Source organism: Paenibacillus solisilvae (assembly GCF_042656405.1).
GTDB lineage: Bacteria > Bacillota > Bacilli > Paenibacillales > Paenibacillaceae > Paenibacillus_Z > Paenibacillus_Z solisilvae.
In genome coordinates, this window is record NZ_JBHSOW010000121.1 from 70,073 (window position 1) to 90,621 (window position 20,549).

Here is a 20,549-nt window from a genome sequence, read left to right on the forward strand (position 1 = left end):
TTGAGATTTATCCCCTGTTACGCTTCCAACCATAGACGCTTTGCATTTTCAATCCCGATTCTTGAGCCCAGCTTACAATCTTCCATCCCTTCGAATTCGATGGAAATATACCGGTCATAGCCCGATTCCTTGATCCGTCTTACCACTTCAGTCACGTCGATGTCCCCCTGCCCGAAAATCGCACCTCTCAAATAATTGCCGCTTAAGCTTTCGAACCATCCTTCCCCAGGGTTTCGGTAAGACGGTCGGAGATAAAAATCTTTCAAGTGAATGATGGAAGCATAGGGAATGTTCTTTTTAACCGCAGACACCGGGTCCTCATCAACGCACATGAAATTGCCGATATCCATCGTTGTTTTGTAATTGGTACGATTGACGGCATGAATCAACCTTTGGACCCTATCGCTCGATTGAATATAAAATCCGTGATTTTCGATGCTTGTCGTGATTCCGTACCGCGCTGCGTGATCAGCAACGATTCTGCATGCACGTACCAGCATTTCCAGATCCGATTCAAACCGTTCAATCGTGCATTCGTTTTTTGGCCGCGAGGCTACGTCATGCCGCATCGTTTTGACACCTAACCGGTTCGCGATATCGACGTGTCTTTTTACGCGTTCAATTTCGGCTTCATACTCGGCCGTGCTTGGCTTAATAAAATTGGCGGAAATGCAATAGTTGGAAACTTCAATTCCCACCTCCTTGGCTTTCTGAACGATAGCGTCGGCTAACTCGGGAGTTTCCTCCAAATTAAATCCGAACGGGGAGATTTCTACATGCTCTCCGCCGTTTGCGGCGATCCATTCAATCGCCTGCAGAACATCCATTTCTCCGGACTTGACGGCTCTGGATAAACTGTATGTACTTAAACCTACTTTCATCTTACAACACCTCTTTCCTCTTTTTAATTATCGTGGTTCCCCATGAATAATGACGTCCAAATGTCTGGAGGTGTCGTAAATCAATTGATCGGGCGCGCTCGCGTACGGATCCAGCTCCGCTGTAAGCACATCCGTATATCCGATCTCCTGCAATGCCTCTCTAACGCGGGTCCAAGGCACATCGCCGGCCATGAGAGGAACGAATCCGTTATAATTGCCCACGTTCGCTTTGAAATCTTTCACATGCACTTTTTTGATTCTGTGACCTAGGATTCGGATCCACTGGTCGGGAAAGCCAAGAATCAAAGTGTTTCCCACATCATAGTAAGCGGCAGCGTAAGGTGAATTCAGTTCATCGATATACTGGGCCATTTCCAGCGGGGACTGAAGGAACTTATTCCATACGTTTTCAATACCGAGGTAAATTTTGTTAGCCTCGACGTCCGGCAATATTTTCAACAACTCCTCTTGGCTGCGTTTATAGCATACATCGTAGGAAACTTGCTCATTGACCCGCCCTGGAATGACAAGGATCGTATCGATACCGAGCACACCGGCAAGTTGAAGCTGTTTTTTTATCGCGTTTCTGCCCATTTCCCGAACGGCTTCGTCATTCGAGGACAGCTGGTATTTTCCGAGCAGCCCGGTAGACAAACTGCGCAGCTGCAAGCCGAATTTGCGGGCCATCGCGCCAATCGCCTCGGCTTCAACCGCAGTGGTGTCCATCGTGAGCCCGATACCTCCGGGCTCATAAAGATTCAATTCCACCGCATCATATCCAGCTTTTTGGCAGGTATTGAATATTTTCTCAAGCGAAGTGCCTTCCGGAAAACACCATTGATTGATCCCTTTAAGCATCATAATCGTTCCTTTCTTATTGAGAGATTTTTTGGGGACGAGGCATACTTGCCGCGCCCCGTTCTGTTTACTTCAAATTCTTCGACCAGTTCTCCGCACGCTTTTGCAGACCGTTCAGGAATGTTTGGATGTCCGGCGCGTTTCCTTTTGCCGCCTGGCTAATGAAGCCGTTGACAGCTGGTGAAATATCGCTCAAGAAGAAGGGATTGGCTTCATCCATCAATTCGGAATGACCAACGTTAGCTATGTTCAGCGCTTCCTTTACGTACTTGTCTTCAGGCAGTATGAAATCCGGATTCTTCAACGTCGGGGTATTGGCGAAATATTGGTAGTTATGCTTCTGTGTTTCATATCCGGACAGGAATTTCATTACTTCCCACGAAGCTTTGACATCTTTGGCGTTCTTGGCCATGATGAACGGGTCGACGGCCACCCAGCTTTCTCCTTTTGGTCCCATATTCATCGCTGTTGCGAAACGATCCAACAGGGCCTTGTCTTTGGAGGTTGTATAATCGCTCATCGTGGGGGCGCCGGTCTGATCAAGACCAATCGCAATATTGTTTTTAGCCAAACCGAAGTTTTCCCCCCCTTGAGAATTCACAAATCCAGGAGGTGCTAACGGCGCCGCTTTTTTCAACCACTCCATTACTTTGACCATTTCCGGAGTATTCAGCTGCCACTTGATGTTCTTCATGTCACTAAGGCTTCCTTCAGCACCTTTTGCACCAAACGCAAGAGTTAACGCTACGAAAGTGGAACCGTTGATCGTATTTCCGCTCCAATAAAATCCATAGTTCTGTTCGCCGGTTTTTGGATTCTTGCCTGTCATCTTCAATGCTGCATTCAAAATATCATCTGCCGTAGCTTTTTCGGGTAAGAGAGAAACTCCCCAGTCTTCAAACAGCTTCTTGTCATAAATGGTCATTCTTCTTCCGAGAACGGCAGGAATACCGAACTGATGCTTCTTATCTGGGGACTTCGTGCTGTAAGAATTACTCCAAACCCCATCTAGATAAATGTTCGGATCGAATTTCGAATCTCCTGCTATCAGATCATCTATATCACGCAGCATTCCTTCTTGATACCATTGGGATGCGTACGCTCCGCCGGTATACAACACGTCAACGTCATTAGACAGCAGCATAGAATATTCTTTGGCCTTTGCGTTTTCCCAAGGGACCTGATAGATCTCCAATTTAATGTTCGGGTACATTTTCTTAAAGGTTTCATTCAGGAATTGATTAAGTCCGACGCTATCCGAACCGGTAAGAGGATCGATCCCGTTATCGAGCTGCCAGCCCGCCAAGGCAACCCTCACGGTTCCTGACATGTCTGAAATTTTGGTAACTGCCGGCGCGTCATCGGATGCGGTTTCCGAGTTCGAAGAACAAGCTGCAAGAGAAAAGGCCATCGTCATTGCTAGGAAAAGGAGAACAAATTTTTTCATAGTCAGACTCCTTTCAATTTGAATTGCAATTTGACACCGCGGTTACACAACTTGGCTTTATATCGATCCCGCCACCAGATTTGTCAGACGGAATCTATTACTGTTTGATCCCTGACAGAGCAATACTTTCGATGATATATCTTTGGAGAAAAAGATATACGAAGATAACAGGTACTAGACTTACGATCGTGGCTGCCATAATAATCGATGGGAAACGGTTGATCCCGTTGTTATAGGTGAACATCGCAAGGCCCAGCTGGATCGTAAATTTGGACGCGCTCTTCAGCACTAACAGCGGCCATAGCAAGTCGTTCCATACCCCAAGGAATAATAGGATGACCAGCGTCGCAACAATAGGGGTACATATCGGAAAATAGATTTTACCGAATACCGTGAACTCATTGGCCCCGTCGATGACGCCCGCCTCCCGCAAACCTGAGGGAAGCTGGTCGATAAACGCTTTGGCCAAAAAGGTTCCAAACGCGTAGTTCAATGCCGGCAAATAAAAAGCCCAGTACGAATCGATCAGGTTTATTTTGCTGAACAACAAAAATTGCGGAATCATGGTCATTTCAAACGGGATCATGATTGTGCTTAAAGCCAGAACGAGAACCAGATTGGATCCCCGGAAACGGATTTTGGAGAGAGCGTACCCGGACAGCAGCGCGGACATGACACTCACACCAATGACTCCGGCACTGACCACCAATGAATTGAAAATGTATTTCAACATGGGAACGTTAGTAAATGCCGCTTTATAATTTTTTAAAGACGGATCCTCGGGCCAAAATCTCGGCGGAAAACCGATTTCAAGTCTGGCAGACCAGTCAAAGCTGGTGCTCAGCATCCATATCAAGGGTAGGATCATGACAAAAGAACCTATGGTTAATAAGATCAACAGCATCCATTGGACGATGGCTTCATTGCGGCGCCTGGAAGCAGCCTTAAATACGAAGGCAGACATGGTTCATCCCTCCCGTCAATCAAAACTGTCTTTCTTTCGATTCAATTTAAGCATGAAAAACGTCATGATGAGGATGACAATGAACAAAAGGTAGGATGCCGCTGTTGCCAATCCCATCTGTCCGGCCAGAAAAGCATTCCTGTAAATATACAAGACCGAGGTCAATAACGTCCCCCCGGGGTTTCCGGCCGTTCCGCCGATGAGCCAAACATCCGTAAAACGTTTCATGCTGCCGATCGTACCCAAAACGATCATGAACACGAAGATCGGCCGCATATACGGAATTGTTATGTGCAGCCACTTCTTCAAACCGTTTGCTCCATCAACCTCGGCGGCTTCATACAGATCCCGGGGGACATTTTGCAAACCGGCAATGAAAATAATCGTGTTATAGCCAAGCGCTCCCCACATACTCATCAGCACAATACTGAAACGAGAAAATTTCGGGTCCGTAAACCAACCGATTGGCTCAATGTGGAAAATTCCCAAAGCAAAGTTCAATAGCCCTTGATTCGTCGGAAAAAACAGAAAAGAAAACAACAGGGTCGTTGCCACTGCAGACACGACATTGGGCAGGAAGTAAACACCCTTGAAAATATTTTTAAACCGGGCACCCTTGACACTGTTGATCATGCTGGCCAAAACGAACGAAACGGTGATCCCCAAAGCAACGGACAAGATGCCCATATAAAAGGTGTTATAAAGTGAATTCCAAAAGACCGGATCATGAAGTATATAATTATAGTTGGACAACCCGACCCATTTTCCCGCCAACGTCGCGCCTGACGTTTGTTGGAAGCTTATATAAAGTGCGACGAACATCGGATAGATCGCATAAGCCAAAATCCCAAATACTAACGGTGAGACGAAAACAAAGCCCATCAAATCATTACGACTCAACTTTTTTCTTCGTCCGTGTGCAGCCAGAACGGTTTGACTCCTTGCGGGTTGCGTTAAAACGGGCATGTTTATCCCCCTTCCACCGGTTTTTACCGGTCGGCGTTGTGCAGCGGATTTGAGTTGCCTGTCATATGCGGATCGACCTATCCCGACAACGGTAAAGTGATTTTATTTCCGGTTGCGGCCGATTCATCGATCGCAAAACAAACTTCCATCGATTTGAAGGCATCGAAGAAATCGCATCTGGATTGTCTTCCCCCCAGTATCGCTTCTACAAAATCTTCAATTTCTTGTACGAACGGATGATGGGTTACATCTCCGCTATCGGGAAGGATCGTGGGAATAGTCGCATAATCGGTCTGACCGGGAAGTTTGTGTGTGAAAAGTTGGTTATTCATAACCGAACCCTTCTCGCCAAGGAGATGAATGTTGAATTTATATGGGGTCTTGCATTCGAGGGATGAAGAAACTTTGGCAATGCCGCCGTTCTTTAATTTAAAGATGGCAATGGCGTTCGGATCAAATTCATATTCCGAATGTGACCACGTCGAGCAGCTGTAGGCAGTAACTTCCTCGACATCACCGGCAAAATAACGAACGGCATCTACCGCATGGCAGCCCGCGGAAAGCATGCTGCTTACTCCCAGTTCTTTTTTGCTGCTCCAGCGATATTGATCATAGTGCGGGCCAATATGGTGCCAGTAATCAATTTGTGCCATAAAGACGCGGCCTAATGCATCGTCGTCAATCAAAGACTTGATGGTGTTAAACGCCGGGTTCCAACGGAGAACAAAGCTGACGACGGTCGTTACCGGATTTTCTTCTAAAGCTTGAGCCATCGCCCAGAGGCTTTCCCTATCCATGGCCATGGGCTTTTCAATCACAAGATGCTTTCCATGCTGTGCAGCCAGAATCGTTTGTTCCGCGCGAACGTCCGGCGTAGAGCAGAGAACGACCGCGTCTACTTGCGGATCTTTCACCGCTTGCTCATATGAATCAAAAATCCTTGTTTGTATTCCTAACCGGGCTATTAGATGTTGGGCATGATCGCGGTTTCGGGACACTACCCCATAAATTTCTGCTTGTGGATGGCCATTGATCGCTTTCAAGTATTCCCCGGCAACCCAGCCTGTCCCGACTACAGCAAATTTGATCGTCATCCTTACGACCTCCTTCAATTAAGCGGCATAGAAAAAATCGCCTGGTTCAAACAGGGAATCTTACCGAATTGGGCCGAGTCCATGCCATATGCTGAATAAATCCTTCTGCATATCTGCATCCTGCCTGAATGCCCCTCATTTTCCCCAATGTTTCAACAAAATCTACAATGTCTACTTCATCATGTTCCTTTAACCAGACCAACTGGCTTTGGTGTTTCCGAAGCATGTCCAGCTTCGTTTTAAACGTAGAGGTGACATCGACATAAATCGTTGGTTGAAAATCAATCCCGGAGAGATTATCCATATAAAATAAGGCGGGTACTTTTTTGGCAATCGGATAAAGGTTGGAAAACCCGGGAATAGTCGCAATAAATGTCGTGTCAAAAACAAGCTTGCTGACGGCAACGTGATCGGGCATATAATCATTAGGCGCATGAGTGATCACCATATCGGGTTGAACCGAGCGAATAAGTTCGATAAATACAGTCCTTGCAGATTCATTTTCAGAATGGATCTCTCCATCCTTTAACCCCAGGGAAATGACCCGGCTGCCGATCAATTCCCCCGCTTGCTGCGCTTCCAGTTGACGGATACGGATGAGCTCCTCCGCAGGAATTTGGTAATGGCCTTTATCTCCGCTGCTGGCATGGCATAAAACCACTTCATGTCCAGCCTGCTTCAATTTTGTCAAAGTTCCGGCACAGGAAATTTCCAAATCGTCCGGGTGGGCACCAATTGCTAGAATGTTCATCGCAGCTTCTCCTTTTCGTACCTAATTCAATTCAGCCGTCAGAGGACCGGCCAGTTCCTTCAAGAAAAATAACTTGCCCGGCATTGTAGGCATATAAGACGATGGAACCCAAGGGGATTGGCCGTATCTTAATGTCGTCCATAAAGACATTCCCTGCCACATCATACCCCGGCCCATGGCGCCGTCGGCTCCTCCGATCGCATAATCGGCTTGGAGGAACAAGCCCGGTCCAATCGTATTTGCATAGCAAGGGACCAGAGTCGTGCGGCTCTTAAAGCTTGTAATGGCGTTTTGTTCGATCGTCAGCGGATGCAGGTTAGCGCCAAGACGATGCGTCTGTTTCGCCCATTCCTGTTCGCTTTCAAATTCTGCGGCAAAATGCGGCTCCCAGAAGGCAATGTGGAATACTCTGCCGATCCCGTAAACGACAATCAACTTTGCACCTTGCGCCTTAAGGTCGTTCAATTTATCCGCATACCTTGGAAGATTATCTTTCGTAGCGAAATTTCTTTGGTTCTCAGGAACGGTTAACTCCCCTAATGGACCGTAGAAAGCTTGTTCCATTCCATATTGAAAAGAACCAGGATTGGACGGCAGCAGCGTATTTCCTTCCGAATCGCTCCATTCATCCATATTGAAACCATACACATGATCGGTATGGACCCCCCAACTCTGAAGAAAATAAACGGCCCATTTATACATTCCCATAGGCCCGGCAGGCAGAATCATCGCAAGCTTTTCTCCACGTTCCCTGGAGGCTTTAATCTTCAGAGCCATTTCGTGCCCCATGTATGTATCAAATTCGTGGATAGTGTCACAAATGACAGGCTGAAATTCGTCATTCCAATGGTTCTGCCGATCAAAAACTTGCTCCGGCGAATGTCCGGAACATCGGTCGATTGCCGCCAAATCCCAACCGGAAGGCAACCAGGATTCCAGCATCGAACCTTTAATCGTAGATAATAAATTCATTTAATATACCTCCCTATATATTGTAGGAGCTAGTTAATTGAATCGAAAAAAACGATAAAAGACAGGGAGTCTAGTAATCGATTTCTATAAGTGCCGTACTGATCAGACCGATTGTCGCCCGCATAAACAAACGGCTTCACTCCTTCTGCGGTTCGCCCTCTAACAGCTCATTGGCATGGAGGAATACGAACAGCAGGAAGACAACGAGCAGTCCCCATGCGAGGAACAATCGGCCTGCAAGGAAGAACAGGAATCTTCTACATTTATACTTCTTGTTTCTGAATGACTTGAGTCCGCCATTTTACCAGATCAGGCAAATCAAAATAATGAAGCATTCCCGGCAGCACGACGCTCATAATATCGTGTGTATCATAATGCCTCGATCTCACCCAGTCCGCGACGCTTCCCAAACCGTTCTCTGATTTAATACTCCGGATCCGTCTGTCCAATACCGACGCCAATTCGCCGTACATCCCTTGGCATCCGCTTGCGTAGAGTTGCAAATCATCGCTTTTCATGTGCGGAAGCCATCCCGGTAGATCAAGCGCCCTGATTACATCAAAGGTTCGCAGCGCCGCCATGCTGTCGTTCAACCACATCAAATCGTTCGTTAATTTGTGAATGATTTCATAAAGCTCCAACGGGTCGTTATTCATCAACGAATGAGGAGTCAAAGGTCCGACACCGGAAACATCGAGCACGATAACGGCTCTTCCTATAGCGCAGGTATGACGCAGCCACTGCAAATGAGCATGCATGCGGCTGGTTCCGCCGTCCCATACGGCAAAAGTTACCGGCAATTCGATGCCTTCATACCGGCAATCCCTGAAAACAAAAGCATGATTAAAGATTCCTTCCTGCGCCCACCAGATTGCATTGTACACTTGAAGCTCGTCAACCTGCCCTTGCATCATGTAAAGCCTTGGATTCAAATCGCAAGGTTTTCGTAGAGAGAAGACCTTCTCTCTCAGCCAGAACAGCGCTTTCTCCCTCCGCTGCTCTTCGGTATGCTCCGAACGCAAGGCTTCCAATTCATCCGCCCGGTCCCAGTTCTCCTCATAGACCGCTCGCGCTTCCGGGAATTCCCCCCGGACCTGACCGGATCTTGTACACCACAAGCTTGCCGGTTCGAACGGTTTGATTCGATCGTCGGAAGGTGTTACCGCTTCCCCGAGCAAATGCTTGGAGAAAAACTGGGCGGCCGTTTTCGCCAATACGGATGTATAACGATGGACCGAATTGTCCTCCGCCGATTGCAGGCAATCCCCTGCCCCGTACATATCCCAAAAACGTTTCGTCCGTGCGATCGTCCTTCGCGTCCCTTCGAGCGGGAAAAAATCGTATCTCACAGCCATGACCAAGACCGGCTTCGGCACGAGAGAGAGAAGGATATCTTCGTGATCAAAGCCCAGCGCGGACATGCCGGGCCAGATCTGCTCAGCATCCTGCGCCCCGCCTGCCAGCTGATAAATTTCCCGGCTCATAATAAACGTTGCCGGAGCGGCCGCGGCGATGCGCGGATCGCAAATCATCATCAGGGAGACTTGAGTCCCGCCGCCGGAATTTCCGGTCACGCCGATCTTGGCAGGATCGACTTCGGGACGGGTGCACAAGTAATCAATCGCTCTCATCCCATCGTGCACGAAATATCTTGCCAGACCGTCGCCAAGCGGCCAACATTGGCTCCCCGCGTAATCGTGTTCACCCGTACAGCCTCTTACTGTGGGCTTTTGTATGGAAGGTTCGTAATAACTAAGCCGTTCTCCCTGCCCGATCGGGTCGATCGCCATGACGACCAACCCCGTTTGAACCAGATACTGGCAAACCGTCTGATATTCCGGATGGTGTTTCGCCTCATCATGGTGACCGCACATGAACAGTACGGCACCCCGAGGCGACTTGATGTCCTCCGGCACGTATAGGTTCGCCGTGACGAATGTATTTGGCCTGGATTCGTACACGACTTTCTCAATGGAGAATCCATCACCAGCTACCGCGCCAAGTACCCTCGCATTGAGAGGGGTATCCATGGGAGGCAGCCCGCCAATGGCTTCAATGAACTTCGTCCTTAGGTAAGTCCGGCGCTCCTCCAACTGTTCCTTGGTTTGAATCGTGTCGCGCGCTTCGTCTCCATCCGCAAAAGCCTCTTGGGAACGGGAGTAAACCATTCGCTTCAATTGATCCTTCACATCATAAATCGAGAGTGTGTAATTCTCTAAACTTTGGATACGCATTCGATTGTCTCCTCCTTTGGTTCATGCAGAAGTTCCTTAATGGTAACGGGTTTCCCTGAAACGATCGATAGATTTGCAGCAGCCCCGATCAACATAGACATCGCTCCTGCATGGGTGCCGGCCTGCTGGCCGAGCGGATCGGCCACGTCTCCGACGAATATCATTCTTCGCAAGCGTTCATCCCCTCCGCCATGGGCGCCGCCGCTTTTTTCAATCGCATAGCTAAGCTGCTCTCCTTTCCGGTTGTACACCTGAATCCATCGGGTCGGTTCGTCCGCCTGCAGACCGCTGTGAATATCCTGCGCTTCGATTTTGCCCAAGGATCCGTTGATCGAGACTTTCCAACCTTCGTAAGGAGAGTGGGCATTCAGCGAATAGGTCAGCAAGGCACCTCCCGAATAGCGGACATTGACGGCCATCGTATCGTAGATGTCGATGTCATCGCCGAACACGCATTGATCCCGGATATAGCCGTCTGCAGCTTCCACCTCATAATAATGGGTTTTGGCGAATTCGTCCGCCGTAATATCGAAATAAAATTCACAGCTATCCGAATGGCTGCAGGTTAAGCATCGTTCCCCCCTGTTCTCCCGGGTTGGCCCGTAAAACCGTCTAGAACCGAACGCATTGATCTCTTCAGGGTCCTCCTCAAGCCACCAGTTCAGCATGTCGAAATGATGGGTCGCTTTATGGATCAGCAGGCCTCCGCTGTTTGCCATCGACCGATGCCATCTGCGATAATAATCCGCCCCATGCCTAGTGTCGAGATTCCATTCAAAGTGAATGCTGAGAATATCCCCGACCGCTCCTTCCTTGATCAACTCCTTGATCCGGGCGACGTACGGTATGTAACGACAGTTAAACGTCACAGCGACTTTCCGTCCCGTCCGCTGTTCCGCCTCAAGGATGGCCCGGCATTTTTCGGCGTCGGTAGTAAGCGGCTTCTCCGAAATAACATCGCAGCCTGCGTTCAGAGCGCGAATAATGTATTCGTGGTGAAACTGGTCGACTGTCGCTACGATAACGGTATCCGGCTCGCCTTCTTTTAGCATCTTGTCAAAATCGGGGTAAACCGGAACATCCCCGCACTCTTGGCTGAACAATTTGGCCCTAAGCAAGTTAATGTCGTATACCCCAACCAGTTGCACGTCATCCTTTAGTTCCGTGAACATGGGCTTGGCAAACATGTGCAGCGCCCTGCTTCCAGTACCGACAATCGCATATTTCTTCATCTTAATCCTCCCAATCTCGCTGGTTTTCGCAGCATTTCTATTCTTTCAGGGAACCTATCATAACGCCTTTGACAAAATACTTTTGCAAAAACGGATACACAACCAGAATCGGAAGCACCGCCACGATAATAATGGAATACTTCACTTGTAGGGCGAACAAAGCAATGTCGCTTTGGTCTGACATGCCCTCTGTCATTCTATCCTGATTCTGGATTAGAATTTTGACCATATATAACGACAGCGGCTGCAGCTTGGCGTCCGGCAAATAAATCATCGCCGAGAAGAAATTGTTCCAATGCCCGACGGCGTAGAATAAGGTCAATACAGCTATGATCGGCATGGACAACGGGATAATCAACCGAAGCAAAATCGTAAAATCGTTCGCCCCGTCCAATTTGGCGGATTCGTGCAAGCTCTCAGGGATGCCTTGGAAGAATGAACGCGCAACAATGATGAGAAACGCGCTGACTGCCCCTGGAAGCAGGATCGCCCACGGTGTATTGTACAGACCAAGCTTATTGATTAAGAGAAAGGAAGGAATCAACCCGCCGCTAAAAAACATGGTTAAGGCAATGAAAATCATAAGCTGCTTGCGGGCAAAAAAACCGCGCCTCGATAGGGGGTAAGCTCCTAGGATCGTCATCAAGACGTTAATCACCGTTCCTGCAACCGTATAGAAAATCGTATTGGAATAAGCCCTCCAAATATCCGGATTTTCGAATACCTTGCCGTAAGAACCGAGTGAGAAGCCTTTCGGCCAGAGCCATACAGATTTATCCACGACATATTTAGGTTCGCTGACCGACATGCTGAAAACATAGATGAACGGATACAATGTAATAATGATGACAACCCACATGCTGATGTAAATCAACACATTCGTTACCTTCTCGCCGGTCGATTTATTAAACGACACCAAGACCGCATCCCTCCCATCACCACAACGAAGTTTCCGAAACTTTTTTGCTTGCATAGTTGACAGTCAACAGCAGCGTCAAGTTGATCAAATTGTTGAACAACCCGATTGCGGCGGAAAAGCTGTACTCGGAATTTATGACACCTCTCCGATACACAAAAGTGGAGATGACATCAGCCGTTTCATATGTGGTCGGACTGTAGAGCAGCAATATTTTTTCAAAGCCTACTTCCATCAATTGGCCGACGGCAAGAATGAATAAAATGATGACGGTGGAAAGTATGCCGGGTAAAGTGACATGCATCATTTTGTGCCATCTTCGAGCACCGTCGATTTCGGCCGCTTCATAGATCTGCGGGTCAATGGCGGAGATCGCCGCCAAATAGATGATCGATCCCCATCCAAACCCCTGCCAAATGCCAGAAGAGACATAAATCGTACGGAACCAATCCGGGCTGTTTAAAAAGTTAATCGGCTCCATACCCAGCTTAGCCAGCAGCAGATTAATGATACCGTCTGTCGGTGAAGTAAAGTTGACGATCATACCGATCACCACAACGATCGAAATAAAATGCGGCAAATAGCTGATTGTTTGCACGGTCTTCTTGAACAGACTCTCTCTTAATTCGTTTATTAGGAGAGCAAACAGAATCGGTACCGGAAATCCCCAGAACAAAGTGTTCAAGCTCAATAGCAGCGTATTTCTCAGCAGCCGCCAAAAATAAATGGAATTGAAAAATTGCTCAAAATACATAAATCCAGCCCACGGACTGCCAAGGATCCCATTTATGGGCTGAAATTTTTTGAAAGCAATGATGATACCGTACATTGGAATGTAATGAAAGATGAAAAAATAGAGGACCACGGGCGAGATAATGAGGAGCAGGACTTTATCACGTCTGGCATGCTTGATCAACTGCTGAATCCAGCTATGACGGATATCGGTTTGCAGATCGCTCTTCCGGACATCCGCCTGAAATTCCACCCTGACATTCATCTTATCCCCTCCTATTTTGTCATCCGATCATACTGGGCTTGCTTGGTTTTGATTATCTCGTCGATCCCCATCGATTTGAGTGTGGAAACGAATTTTGCCCAATCGATTTCTTCTTGTCCGGTTATAAATTTCGAAAGCGTTTCTTCCATATATGTATCGATATCAGTTTGAATGCTGGAGACCTGTTGGATTTCGTCGAGTGAAGGCATGCTGAGCGGAACAGGATCGGTCAGATACGATTCGACCTTCTTTGCCATCTCTTCGAGTTTCGGGTCTTTTCTGAGAATAGCGGCAGCTTGTTGGTAAAGAGGACCTTTGGCGTTTCTGATCCACGGCGTTGTAGGCATGGCTCCCAAATAACGGAGCGCTTCATTAAATGATAATCCGTCCGGGTTATGAACGACCCAGTCTGTAAATTCGGGCTGTCCGTTTTGGATCGTATAGCTTTGGCCTTCGATTCCATAAGCGAGCGCGGTGCTGCCTTCTTCGCTGGCATAAATATAATCCAGCCATTTGATCGCAACTTCCGGGTTTTTGGAGTCCTTGCTGATTCCCCACCACCCGCTCATCGGACCGTACTTCTCATAAAAGCCCTTATACCCTGGATTCTCGGGCGGAAGCGTAAGCTGCCAATTGACATCTTTGATACCGGCGTTCTGCTGCGCGACATTATAGCGGTTCACGTTGTTTATAAAATGGTTAGTTGAACCTACAAGGTTTCTTGAAATATTAGAAAAGATGTCACTGTCGGTATTTTTTAAAAATTGGGGATCGAGCAGACCTTCCTTGTAAATTTTATTTAACCAGACGATCAATTTCTCGGCTCTCGGGTCCATCCATTCATATTGAATCTTCCCGTTCTCGTCCGGAAAGTAACCAAAGCTGTAAAACAAATGCAGACCTAATGCGCTTCCGAAGACGTTGATTCCATCCAAATTATAATTCGGGGAATACGGAATTTCGTCCGGCTTTCCGTTCCCGTTCGGATCTTTCTCCTTAAATGCCTTCAGCACCGTGTACCATTCGTCCAACGTTTTCGGTTCCGTTAGCCCCAATTTATCCAACCAATCCTGTCGAATAATTAGACCGTTCGGATCCGCGTAGGCCGCTCCGGTGACATCTGCAGAAATAGCGTAAATTTTGCCGTCCGGTGCCTGCATATACTTGTAAAGATCCGGGTTCTCTTGTAAATATTTTTTAATATTCGGAGCGTATTTATCAATCAGTCCATCCAGCGGAATAATTAACCCGTCACTTGCAAGCTTCGTTGGAAACTGGTCAGGGATAGTAATAATGTCCGGCAAATCCTGGGCAGCCGCCAAGCGCACTTTAATCACTTGCTGGTATTGGCTGGAGGGAGTGACGTCCCATTTGATTTTTACGCCGGTCTTTTTCTCGATTTGTGCCCATACCGGAAGATTTTGCGAAAAACTTCTGGGAGCGTAATAATTATCGTTCCCTGAAAACGTTAGCGTAACAGATCCATCTGTTACGATAGGCAGCGAATAATTTTCCGCAGGCTTGGACAAATCAAGCTTTGCGGTGGAATCCACTTTATTTCCCTGGGATTGGCAGCCGGTCGTGGCAATCACGGAAACCAGTACTACCGTGGCGGCAAGCGTTCGTCTTCTTTTAACCATTGAAAAAATCCTCCCTTGATCAAATAAAGTTCTCAACTTCGGCTAAACGAAGCGCCGTGGATAATATTTGACGAAGTAAACAGATGGGAATTTCTATTAGTTGCATTCTATGATAGTAATCGATTTCTAATAGGGGATCAGCATTCCGCGTCCGTCAATTCGTTTGTAAACATCAACTTAAATTCTTCTTTTTTCATAAGTTTCGAAGATGCCGGCGCATAACGCAGCTGGAGAGCGCGTCTTTTTTGGGCAGAGAAGTTAGCGGGGGTTCCATGATGTAGAAGACCGGAAAAAATAAGTGCTCCTCCAGGCTTGAGAGGTACGGCAACGTCACGCTCCACATCTACATGGCTGTCGCACATTTGCCAGTCACGAATCGAATAATGAGGCACGCCACCTCCCAAATGCGAACGGGGAATGATATGCATGCATCCGTTGTCCAGCCCGGCTTCGTCGAGAGCGATCCATACGCCGAGAATTTGCTTTTTGAAGAATAATCCGCCGTAAGCCATATCTTGATGCCACGGCTTTTCCGTTCCTCCGTATGGAGGCTTCAGGAGTCCCTGATTTCCGACCAGCATTGGTTTATCGCCAAGCAGGCTCTCAATTACTTGAAGGAGTCTTTCATGGTGCGCAATTTCATGAAGTACCGGTGCGTAATCGATATAATCGTATACTTTCCGGACTGCCAGTTCCCGTTCCTCAGGGGTTTTTAATTCATGCTTCGGTTTAATGAACTGGACTTTGGGACCTTGAAGCCGCTCATGAATAATATCAGATATTTCGTTCAGCGCCGCTCCTATTTCCCGATCCGAAAGAAACCGGTCGATGACAAGGTACCCTTCTTCCAAATAACGTTGAACCTGCTCTTTCCCTACATCGTCTAAAACTGCCGAACGATGGCTCGCCGTCTTGTCATACCGGTACATGGTTTTGGAGATTTCTCTCGCATGCTGTTCGTCCGAAACATTTCTCATTGACCAATCATTCCTCCTTACGTGATCTTCTCGTTTCAAGGAAAAAATGTTCCATTCCAAGATGATTTGTCACAAAGCTTGAGAGGTAAATTAAAGTCTGAAAAATCTGATATTATTACTCGTTAAAAATGACTACCTCCTATTTTAGAATTAAATTATATAACAACTTACGTTATACACAGATTAAGGAGCCAATTGTAAAATGAATGGATCAAGGTAGAAGGGAATTTATAGAAATCGATTTCTTTTTTTCGAAAAAAAATCAAGAATGGATCATGTACCTCAGAACATTTTAATCATCGGAACATTTTAATTATCGAAGCTGTTTGATGAGATATAATCGCTTATGTTAAGTATGTTTACATGATACTAACACAATTCGCGGACGTCAATAGCTTATTTTTCGAGCCGAACCGAACCGATTCGATTGAATTCAACGAATGGAGCCATTTGCAGCAAATTAATTTGAATATTTGGAATAAATCTTTTGGACAATAGATTTAATTGAGATATAATGGAATTGTATAGTAATCGATTTCTATTCCTAAGACTGATTCCAGGAATGGGGTGAATATAAATAACATGACAAGCAACCCGAAGAGATGGGCCATATTGCAAATTATTAACATGGGCACCCTCATGTCTACATTGGATGTCGGCATCGTGAATGTGTCCCTGCCAATGATGTCCAAGCAGTTTTCCGTTCCATTAGCGCAAATACAATGGGTATCGACTATCTATTTGCTGGGTATGGCAGCCTTGCTCCCTTTCCTCGGAAAGCTGTCGGACCGGCTGGAACGACGTCAAATATACAGCTGGGGCTTTTTCATATTCAGTCTCAGTTCCTTGTTGATAGTCTTCTCACACAATCTCTTCGGTCTTTTGCTTTCCAGATGTCTGCAAGGCTTGGGGGCCGCCATGATCATGGCCAACAGCCAGGCGTTAGTTCGCCAGTTGTTCCCCGATCATGAACGGGGCCGCGCCCTTGGCGTTAACGCTATCGTCATATCCGCCGGTACATTGACAGGCCCGGCATTAGGCGGAATGCTGCTTGAATTTACGAGTTGGCCTTGGCTGTTTTTAATAAACGTTCCGCTCGGTTTAATCGCCTTTATACTTGGTCTTCGTTGGTTTCCTCGCAGCAAAGGCAGCGGAATGAAAGGATCGTTGGACATCCCCGGTTCACTCCTGCTTGCGGCTGCCGTTTCAGTTCTGATGCTGGCCGCTGAAGCAAGCAAAGATTCCAACGGATTTACGTCTGCGGCTAAGGTCGAAGCTGCAATCGGTCTTTTTCTGATTTTCGCTTTATGGTTATACCAGAGACGCATTACTTACGGTATAATCGACCGCGAACTATTCAGCCAGCGTAAAATACTGCTCGGCAACGCCAGCAGCTTCTTCATCAATTTGTCGCAGGTGGCGACGATCATTCCGATCACGTTTTACCTCCAAGGGCAGCTCGGCTATTCGACCTCGATCACCGGTGCACTTCTTATATTACAGCCGCTTCTCATGGGAGTGGTCGCCCCTTTTGCCGGTTGGTTTCGTGACCGCTACGGCGGTTTTTTTCCAATAACGTTAGGATCTCTGTTCTGCTCGGTATCGATGCTGTCTATCGCTTGCTTCAGCTCTGTTACGGTGATCAGTATAAGTTTTCATCTCGTATTATTTGGAATTGGCATGGGATTGTTCCATGCGACAAACAACGCGGAAATCATGAGCTCCGCCCCCGAATCGAAGATTAGCTTGGCCGGCAGCCTGCTTGCGCTGGTCCGTTACCTCGGCATGATCGCCGGGATAGGTCTGGCGACTTTGCTTGTAGGCGACATGGGGTACGACTCTAGCGAAAATAATGTTAACTTATCTCTGCGGGTCTTGTTTGGAATTTGCTTCCTTTTCTGCATGGGAGGTGCCGTTATAGGCTGGTTGAGGCCACGGGACAAGCCGCAGAGCCAAGAAGAGGTATTCCGGACAGTCAGCAGGAATTAAACCCGCACATAACCATTACAATCTAAGACATTTATATTAAGCAGCGGCCGCTTCTCGGTATTCCACGGGAGAGCGGTCGTTTCGTATTTTCTGAACCGTCTGGAATGACTGCCTAGCAAGCCTAGCTATTGAACGACGGCTAAACAGATATTTATAGGAATAATCAAAGCTTATTTGCCAATTTCATACTGCAGTAATGTAATTGAGTTAAATAAGTAATTTTGGATTGATATTACTATTAATGGGAATAACAAGTTTATTAAATGTTTGTTTTATTACCACTTTATTCAAATTCAGGACATAAGACTCCGAACAGGAAAGGAGACGTAGACTTGAAAATATCCGGATTACAGATTTTATGGTTAATATTTTCTATGCAAATCGGAATGATTTTGCTTAGATTAACTCAGGCCATAGCTCAATCTAAACAAGACGCGTGGATTTCTGTCCTGTTAGCCGGGGTGGCCGGTATTGGAATTACATACGTTTCAGCCAAGGTTTCTGTTCTTTATCCTAATCAAACCTTCATCGAATTTACCCAGACGATCTTGGGGAAATGGCTCGGAAAAATCGTAATTATAACTTATTTTTTCCAATGGTATACAGGGTCGGCTGTTATTATACGTAGGTCCTCGGACTTCCTTCACCTTGCGTTGTTTCACAGAACACCCGTACTTATCCTCATTGCTTCCATGCTGCTCTTAGTTTTATACGCTCTATATGAAGGTGGCATAGAAGGAATTGCACGGTGCAGCGAGGTAATAGGCCCTCTAATTTTTATCACGCTTATATTCATTTTCTGTCTAAGCTTGAACAATCTGGATTGGCATATGCTGCTTCCAGTTTTTACGGATTCCGGTTGGAAGGATATAATGAAAGGCTCTCTATCGCCGACTTCCCTGTTGGCGGAAACTTTCATGTTGGTGATGCTCATAGCCTTTATGAACGAACCAAAGAAGGGGCCATCCCAAGCAATATGGGGAGTGGGCATTGCGTTCGGTTTTGTTTTTATCGCTACCCTATTCGTCATCATGACTTTCGGACCTAATTTATCTGGTCGTATGATGTATGCATTTTATGATGTAGTCCGATTTATTTCCATGATGGAGTTTATTCAAAATGTGGATGTAATCATTATTGTGGTCTGGATGACAAGCTTTTTTATCAAATTAAGTTTGTACGTGTTTATATGCTGCTACGGCACTGCGCAATTTTTTCGCATCCAAAATTGGCGAGCATTGATTTGGGTCGTTATACCTATTGTTCTCTTCCTTGCCATGCTGCCCGCTAACGAACTTTTCGGGATCGAATACAACCAGAAATACTTAATCCCCTTTGTGCTTCCTGTAAATTTTATATTCATTCCACTATTATTATGGTTTGTCGGTGCAATCCGCAAGAATAAGGAGAAGGAAGGTGAGCACGCATGAGACGAAATGCTTCAAGCTTCACAATAATTTTCAACCTTATTACAAAGTAAGAGCGCTGACCCGAAGGCCGCGCTCTATTTTAAAACCTATCTTTCCAGTTAAACCAATGCATACATTATCTATCATCATTCGCATATAGGATGCTGACTGATCTTGAGTCTTCCTGTAAATCGTTTGAACTGTACGCCTAGGAAAGTTCCGCAACCACGTTAGGCGGAGTTTGTCCGGTGACGGCAAGTACCAGATTGCGTGCCGCCAGCATCGCCATCTCGTAACGGGTACGGGCGGTTGCCGATCCAATATGCGGTAAAGTCACCACATTCGGCATCCGCAGCAAGGGACTGTCAGGATCGATCGGCTCACGATCGAACACATCAAGTCCTGCTGCACGTATTGTTCCTTCCTGCAGCGCCTCGATTAAAGCCGTTTCATCAACCGTCTGACCGCGCGAAGCATTAATGAAAATGGCTGTCTTCTTCATCATCCTAAATTGATCCCGTCCGATCAAACGAGCGGTTTCCGGAGTCAACGGCGTCATCAGTAAAACGAAATCCGACGTTCGAAGCAGCTCCTCCAGGGTCATGTAAACTGCACCGTACTGCTGCTCTGCATGTTCCCTGCGTGATCGGTTGCAATAGCTTACTTCCATGCTGAAACCGAATTTCGCTCGACGAGCGATCGCTTCACCGATTCGGCCCATGCCGATGATGCCGAGTGAAGAGTGATGAACATCAATGCCGAATAAATTTTCATTGTCACCCGGCTTCCAAAGCCCGTCTTTCACGTATCTGTCAAGCTCCGGTGTTCGGCGAGCAGAGCTCAGGATTAGGGCAAATACCAGATCGGCTACGGTTTCATTCAGAACGTCAGGCGTATTCGTCCCAATCACCCCGCGGGCCTTCATGGCCGTTATGTCAAAATGGTTGTAACCAACGCTGATCGTACTGACAGCTCTCAGCCGAGGAGCTGCCTCAAGGAAGCTGCTGTCTATTTTCCTGCCAGAGGTTAATAATCCGTTAGCCTGTGACAGTTCTTCTTGTAATACATCAGGCGGTATCGGATCTTTCCGATCCCAAATCGAGTAAGCGCAATGCTCAGCGATATAAGCTTCTGCTTCAGCGGGAATCGGTCTGTCGATAAAAACGTAAGGCTTCATAAATGATGCTCATCCCTTCTATAGCTGCAGGAAAAAGGACATTCT

General features: G+C 46.9%; 17 protein-coding genes. 2 read left to right on the forward strand and 15 right to left on the reverse strand.

Features of this window, described 5'->3' with window-relative positions; translation table 11 throughout:
- Positions 1-17: 17 nt before the first annotated feature.
- The 14 genes from ACFPYJ_RS30200 to ACFPYJ_RS30265 form a co-directional block, all read right to left on the reverse strand.
- On the reverse strand, positions 18-881 hold the full coding sequence (locus tag ACFPYJ_RS30200) for a sugar phosphate isomerase/epimerase family protein (protein ID WP_379191967.1): 864 nt from the start codon (positions 879-881) through the stop codon (positions 18-20).
- 27 nt (positions 882-908) lie between these two features.
- The gene (locus tag ACFPYJ_RS30205) at positions 909-1,742 is read right to left on the reverse strand and encodes a sugar phosphate isomerase/epimerase family protein (protein ID WP_379191968.1); all 834 of its coding nucleotides are present in this window, start codon (positions 1,740-1,742) and stop codon (positions 909-911) included.
- A gap of 64 nt (positions 1,743-1,806) precedes the next feature.
- Positions 1,807-3,186: an ABC transporter substrate-binding protein gene (locus ACFPYJ_RS30210; protein WP_379191969.1), complete on the reverse strand. Its 1,380-nt coding sequence runs from the start codon at positions 3,184-3,186 to the stop codon at positions 1,807-1,809.
- A 97-nt stretch (positions 3,187-3,283) separates the two neighbouring features.
- Positions 3,284-4,090, reverse strand: coding sequence for a carbohydrate ABC transporter permease (locus ACFPYJ_RS30215; RefSeq protein WP_379192000.1), 807 nt, complete (start codon positions 4,088-4,090; stop codon positions 3,284-3,286).
- Between the two features lie 75 nt (positions 4,091-4,165).
- Positions 4,166-5,116 (reverse strand): carbohydrate ABC transporter permease, encoded by a 951-nt coding sequence (locus ACFPYJ_RS30220; RefSeq protein WP_379191970.1) that lies wholly within the window; start codon positions 5,114-5,116, stop codon positions 4,166-4,168.
- Positions 5,117-5,193: 77 nt separating this feature from the next.
- The gene (locus ACFPYJ_RS30225) at positions 5,194-6,210 is read right to left on the reverse strand and encodes a Gfo/Idh/MocA family protein (RefSeq protein WP_379191971.1); all 1,017 of its coding nucleotides are present in this window, start codon (positions 6,208-6,210) and stop codon (positions 5,194-5,196) included.
- Between the two features lie 46 nt (positions 6,211-6,256).
- Positions 6,257-6,961, reverse strand: coding sequence for a PIG-L deacetylase family protein (locus tag ACFPYJ_RS30230; RefSeq protein ID WP_379191972.1), 705 nt, complete (start codon positions 6,959-6,961; stop codon positions 6,257-6,259).
- Positions 6,962-6,982: 21 nt separating this feature from the next.
- Entirely contained in the window at positions 6,983-7,933 is a 951-nt protein-coding gene (locus ACFPYJ_RS30235) for a 6-phosphogluconolactonase (protein WP_379191973.1), read from the reverse strand.
- A 263-nt stretch (positions 7,934-8,196) separates the two neighbouring features.
- Positions 8,197-10,167, reverse strand: a complete 1,971-nt coding sequence (locus ACFPYJ_RS30240) for an alpha/beta hydrolase (protein ID WP_379191974.1) — start codon at positions 10,165-10,167, stop codon at positions 8,197-8,199.
- On the reverse strand, positions 10,149-11,399 hold the full coding sequence (locus ACFPYJ_RS30245; RefSeq protein WP_379191975.1) for a Gfo/Idh/MocA family protein: 1,251 nt from the start codon (positions 11,397-11,399) through the stop codon (positions 10,149-10,151). The genes ACFPYJ_RS30240 and ACFPYJ_RS30245 overlap by 19 nt, the downstream gene beginning before the upstream one ends.
- 37 nt (positions 11,400-11,436) lie before the next feature.
- Positions 11,437-12,315: a carbohydrate ABC transporter permease gene (locus ACFPYJ_RS30250; protein ID WP_379192001.1), complete on the reverse strand. Its 879-nt coding sequence runs from the start codon at positions 12,313-12,315 to the stop codon at positions 11,437-11,439.
- A gap of 19 nt (positions 12,316-12,334) precedes the next feature.
- Positions 12,335-13,312, reverse strand: coding sequence for an ABC transporter permease (locus ACFPYJ_RS30255; RefSeq protein ID WP_379191976.1), 978 nt, complete (start codon positions 13,310-13,312; stop codon positions 12,335-12,337).
- Positions 13,313-13,323: 11 nt separating this feature from the next.
- Positions 13,324-14,952, reverse strand: coding sequence for an extracellular solute-binding protein (locus tag ACFPYJ_RS30260; protein WP_379191977.1), 1,629 nt, complete (start codon positions 14,950-14,952; stop codon positions 13,324-13,326).
- A gap of 137 nt (positions 14,953-15,089) precedes the next feature.
- Positions 15,090-15,929, reverse strand: coding sequence for a phytanoyl-CoA dioxygenase family protein (locus ACFPYJ_RS30265; RefSeq protein ID WP_379191978.1), 840 nt, complete (start codon positions 15,927-15,929; stop codon positions 15,090-15,092).
- 582 nt (positions 15,930-16,511) lie between these two features.
- Here ACFPYJ_RS30265 and ACFPYJ_RS30270 point away from each other — a divergent pair.
- Positions 16,512-17,918 (forward strand): MFS transporter, encoded by a 1,407-nt coding sequence (locus ACFPYJ_RS30270; protein WP_379191979.1) that lies wholly within the window; start codon positions 16,512-16,514, stop codon positions 17,916-17,918.
- 332 nt (positions 17,919-18,250) lie between these two features.
- Positions 18,251-19,348 carry a GerAB/ArcD/ProY family transporter gene (locus ACFPYJ_RS30275; RefSeq protein ID WP_379191980.1) on the forward strand — a complete coding sequence of 366 codons (1,098 nt, stop codon included), beginning with the start codon at positions 18,251-18,253 and terminating at the stop codon, positions 19,346-19,348.
- A 187-nt stretch (positions 19,349-19,535) separates the two neighbouring features.
- Here ACFPYJ_RS30275 and ACFPYJ_RS30280 read toward each other — a convergent pair whose 3' ends face one another.
- Entirely contained in the window at positions 19,536-20,504 is a 969-nt protein-coding gene (locus ACFPYJ_RS30280) for a 2-hydroxyacid dehydrogenase (protein WP_379191981.1), read from the reverse strand.
- Positions 20,505-20,549 lie beyond the last annotated feature (45 nt).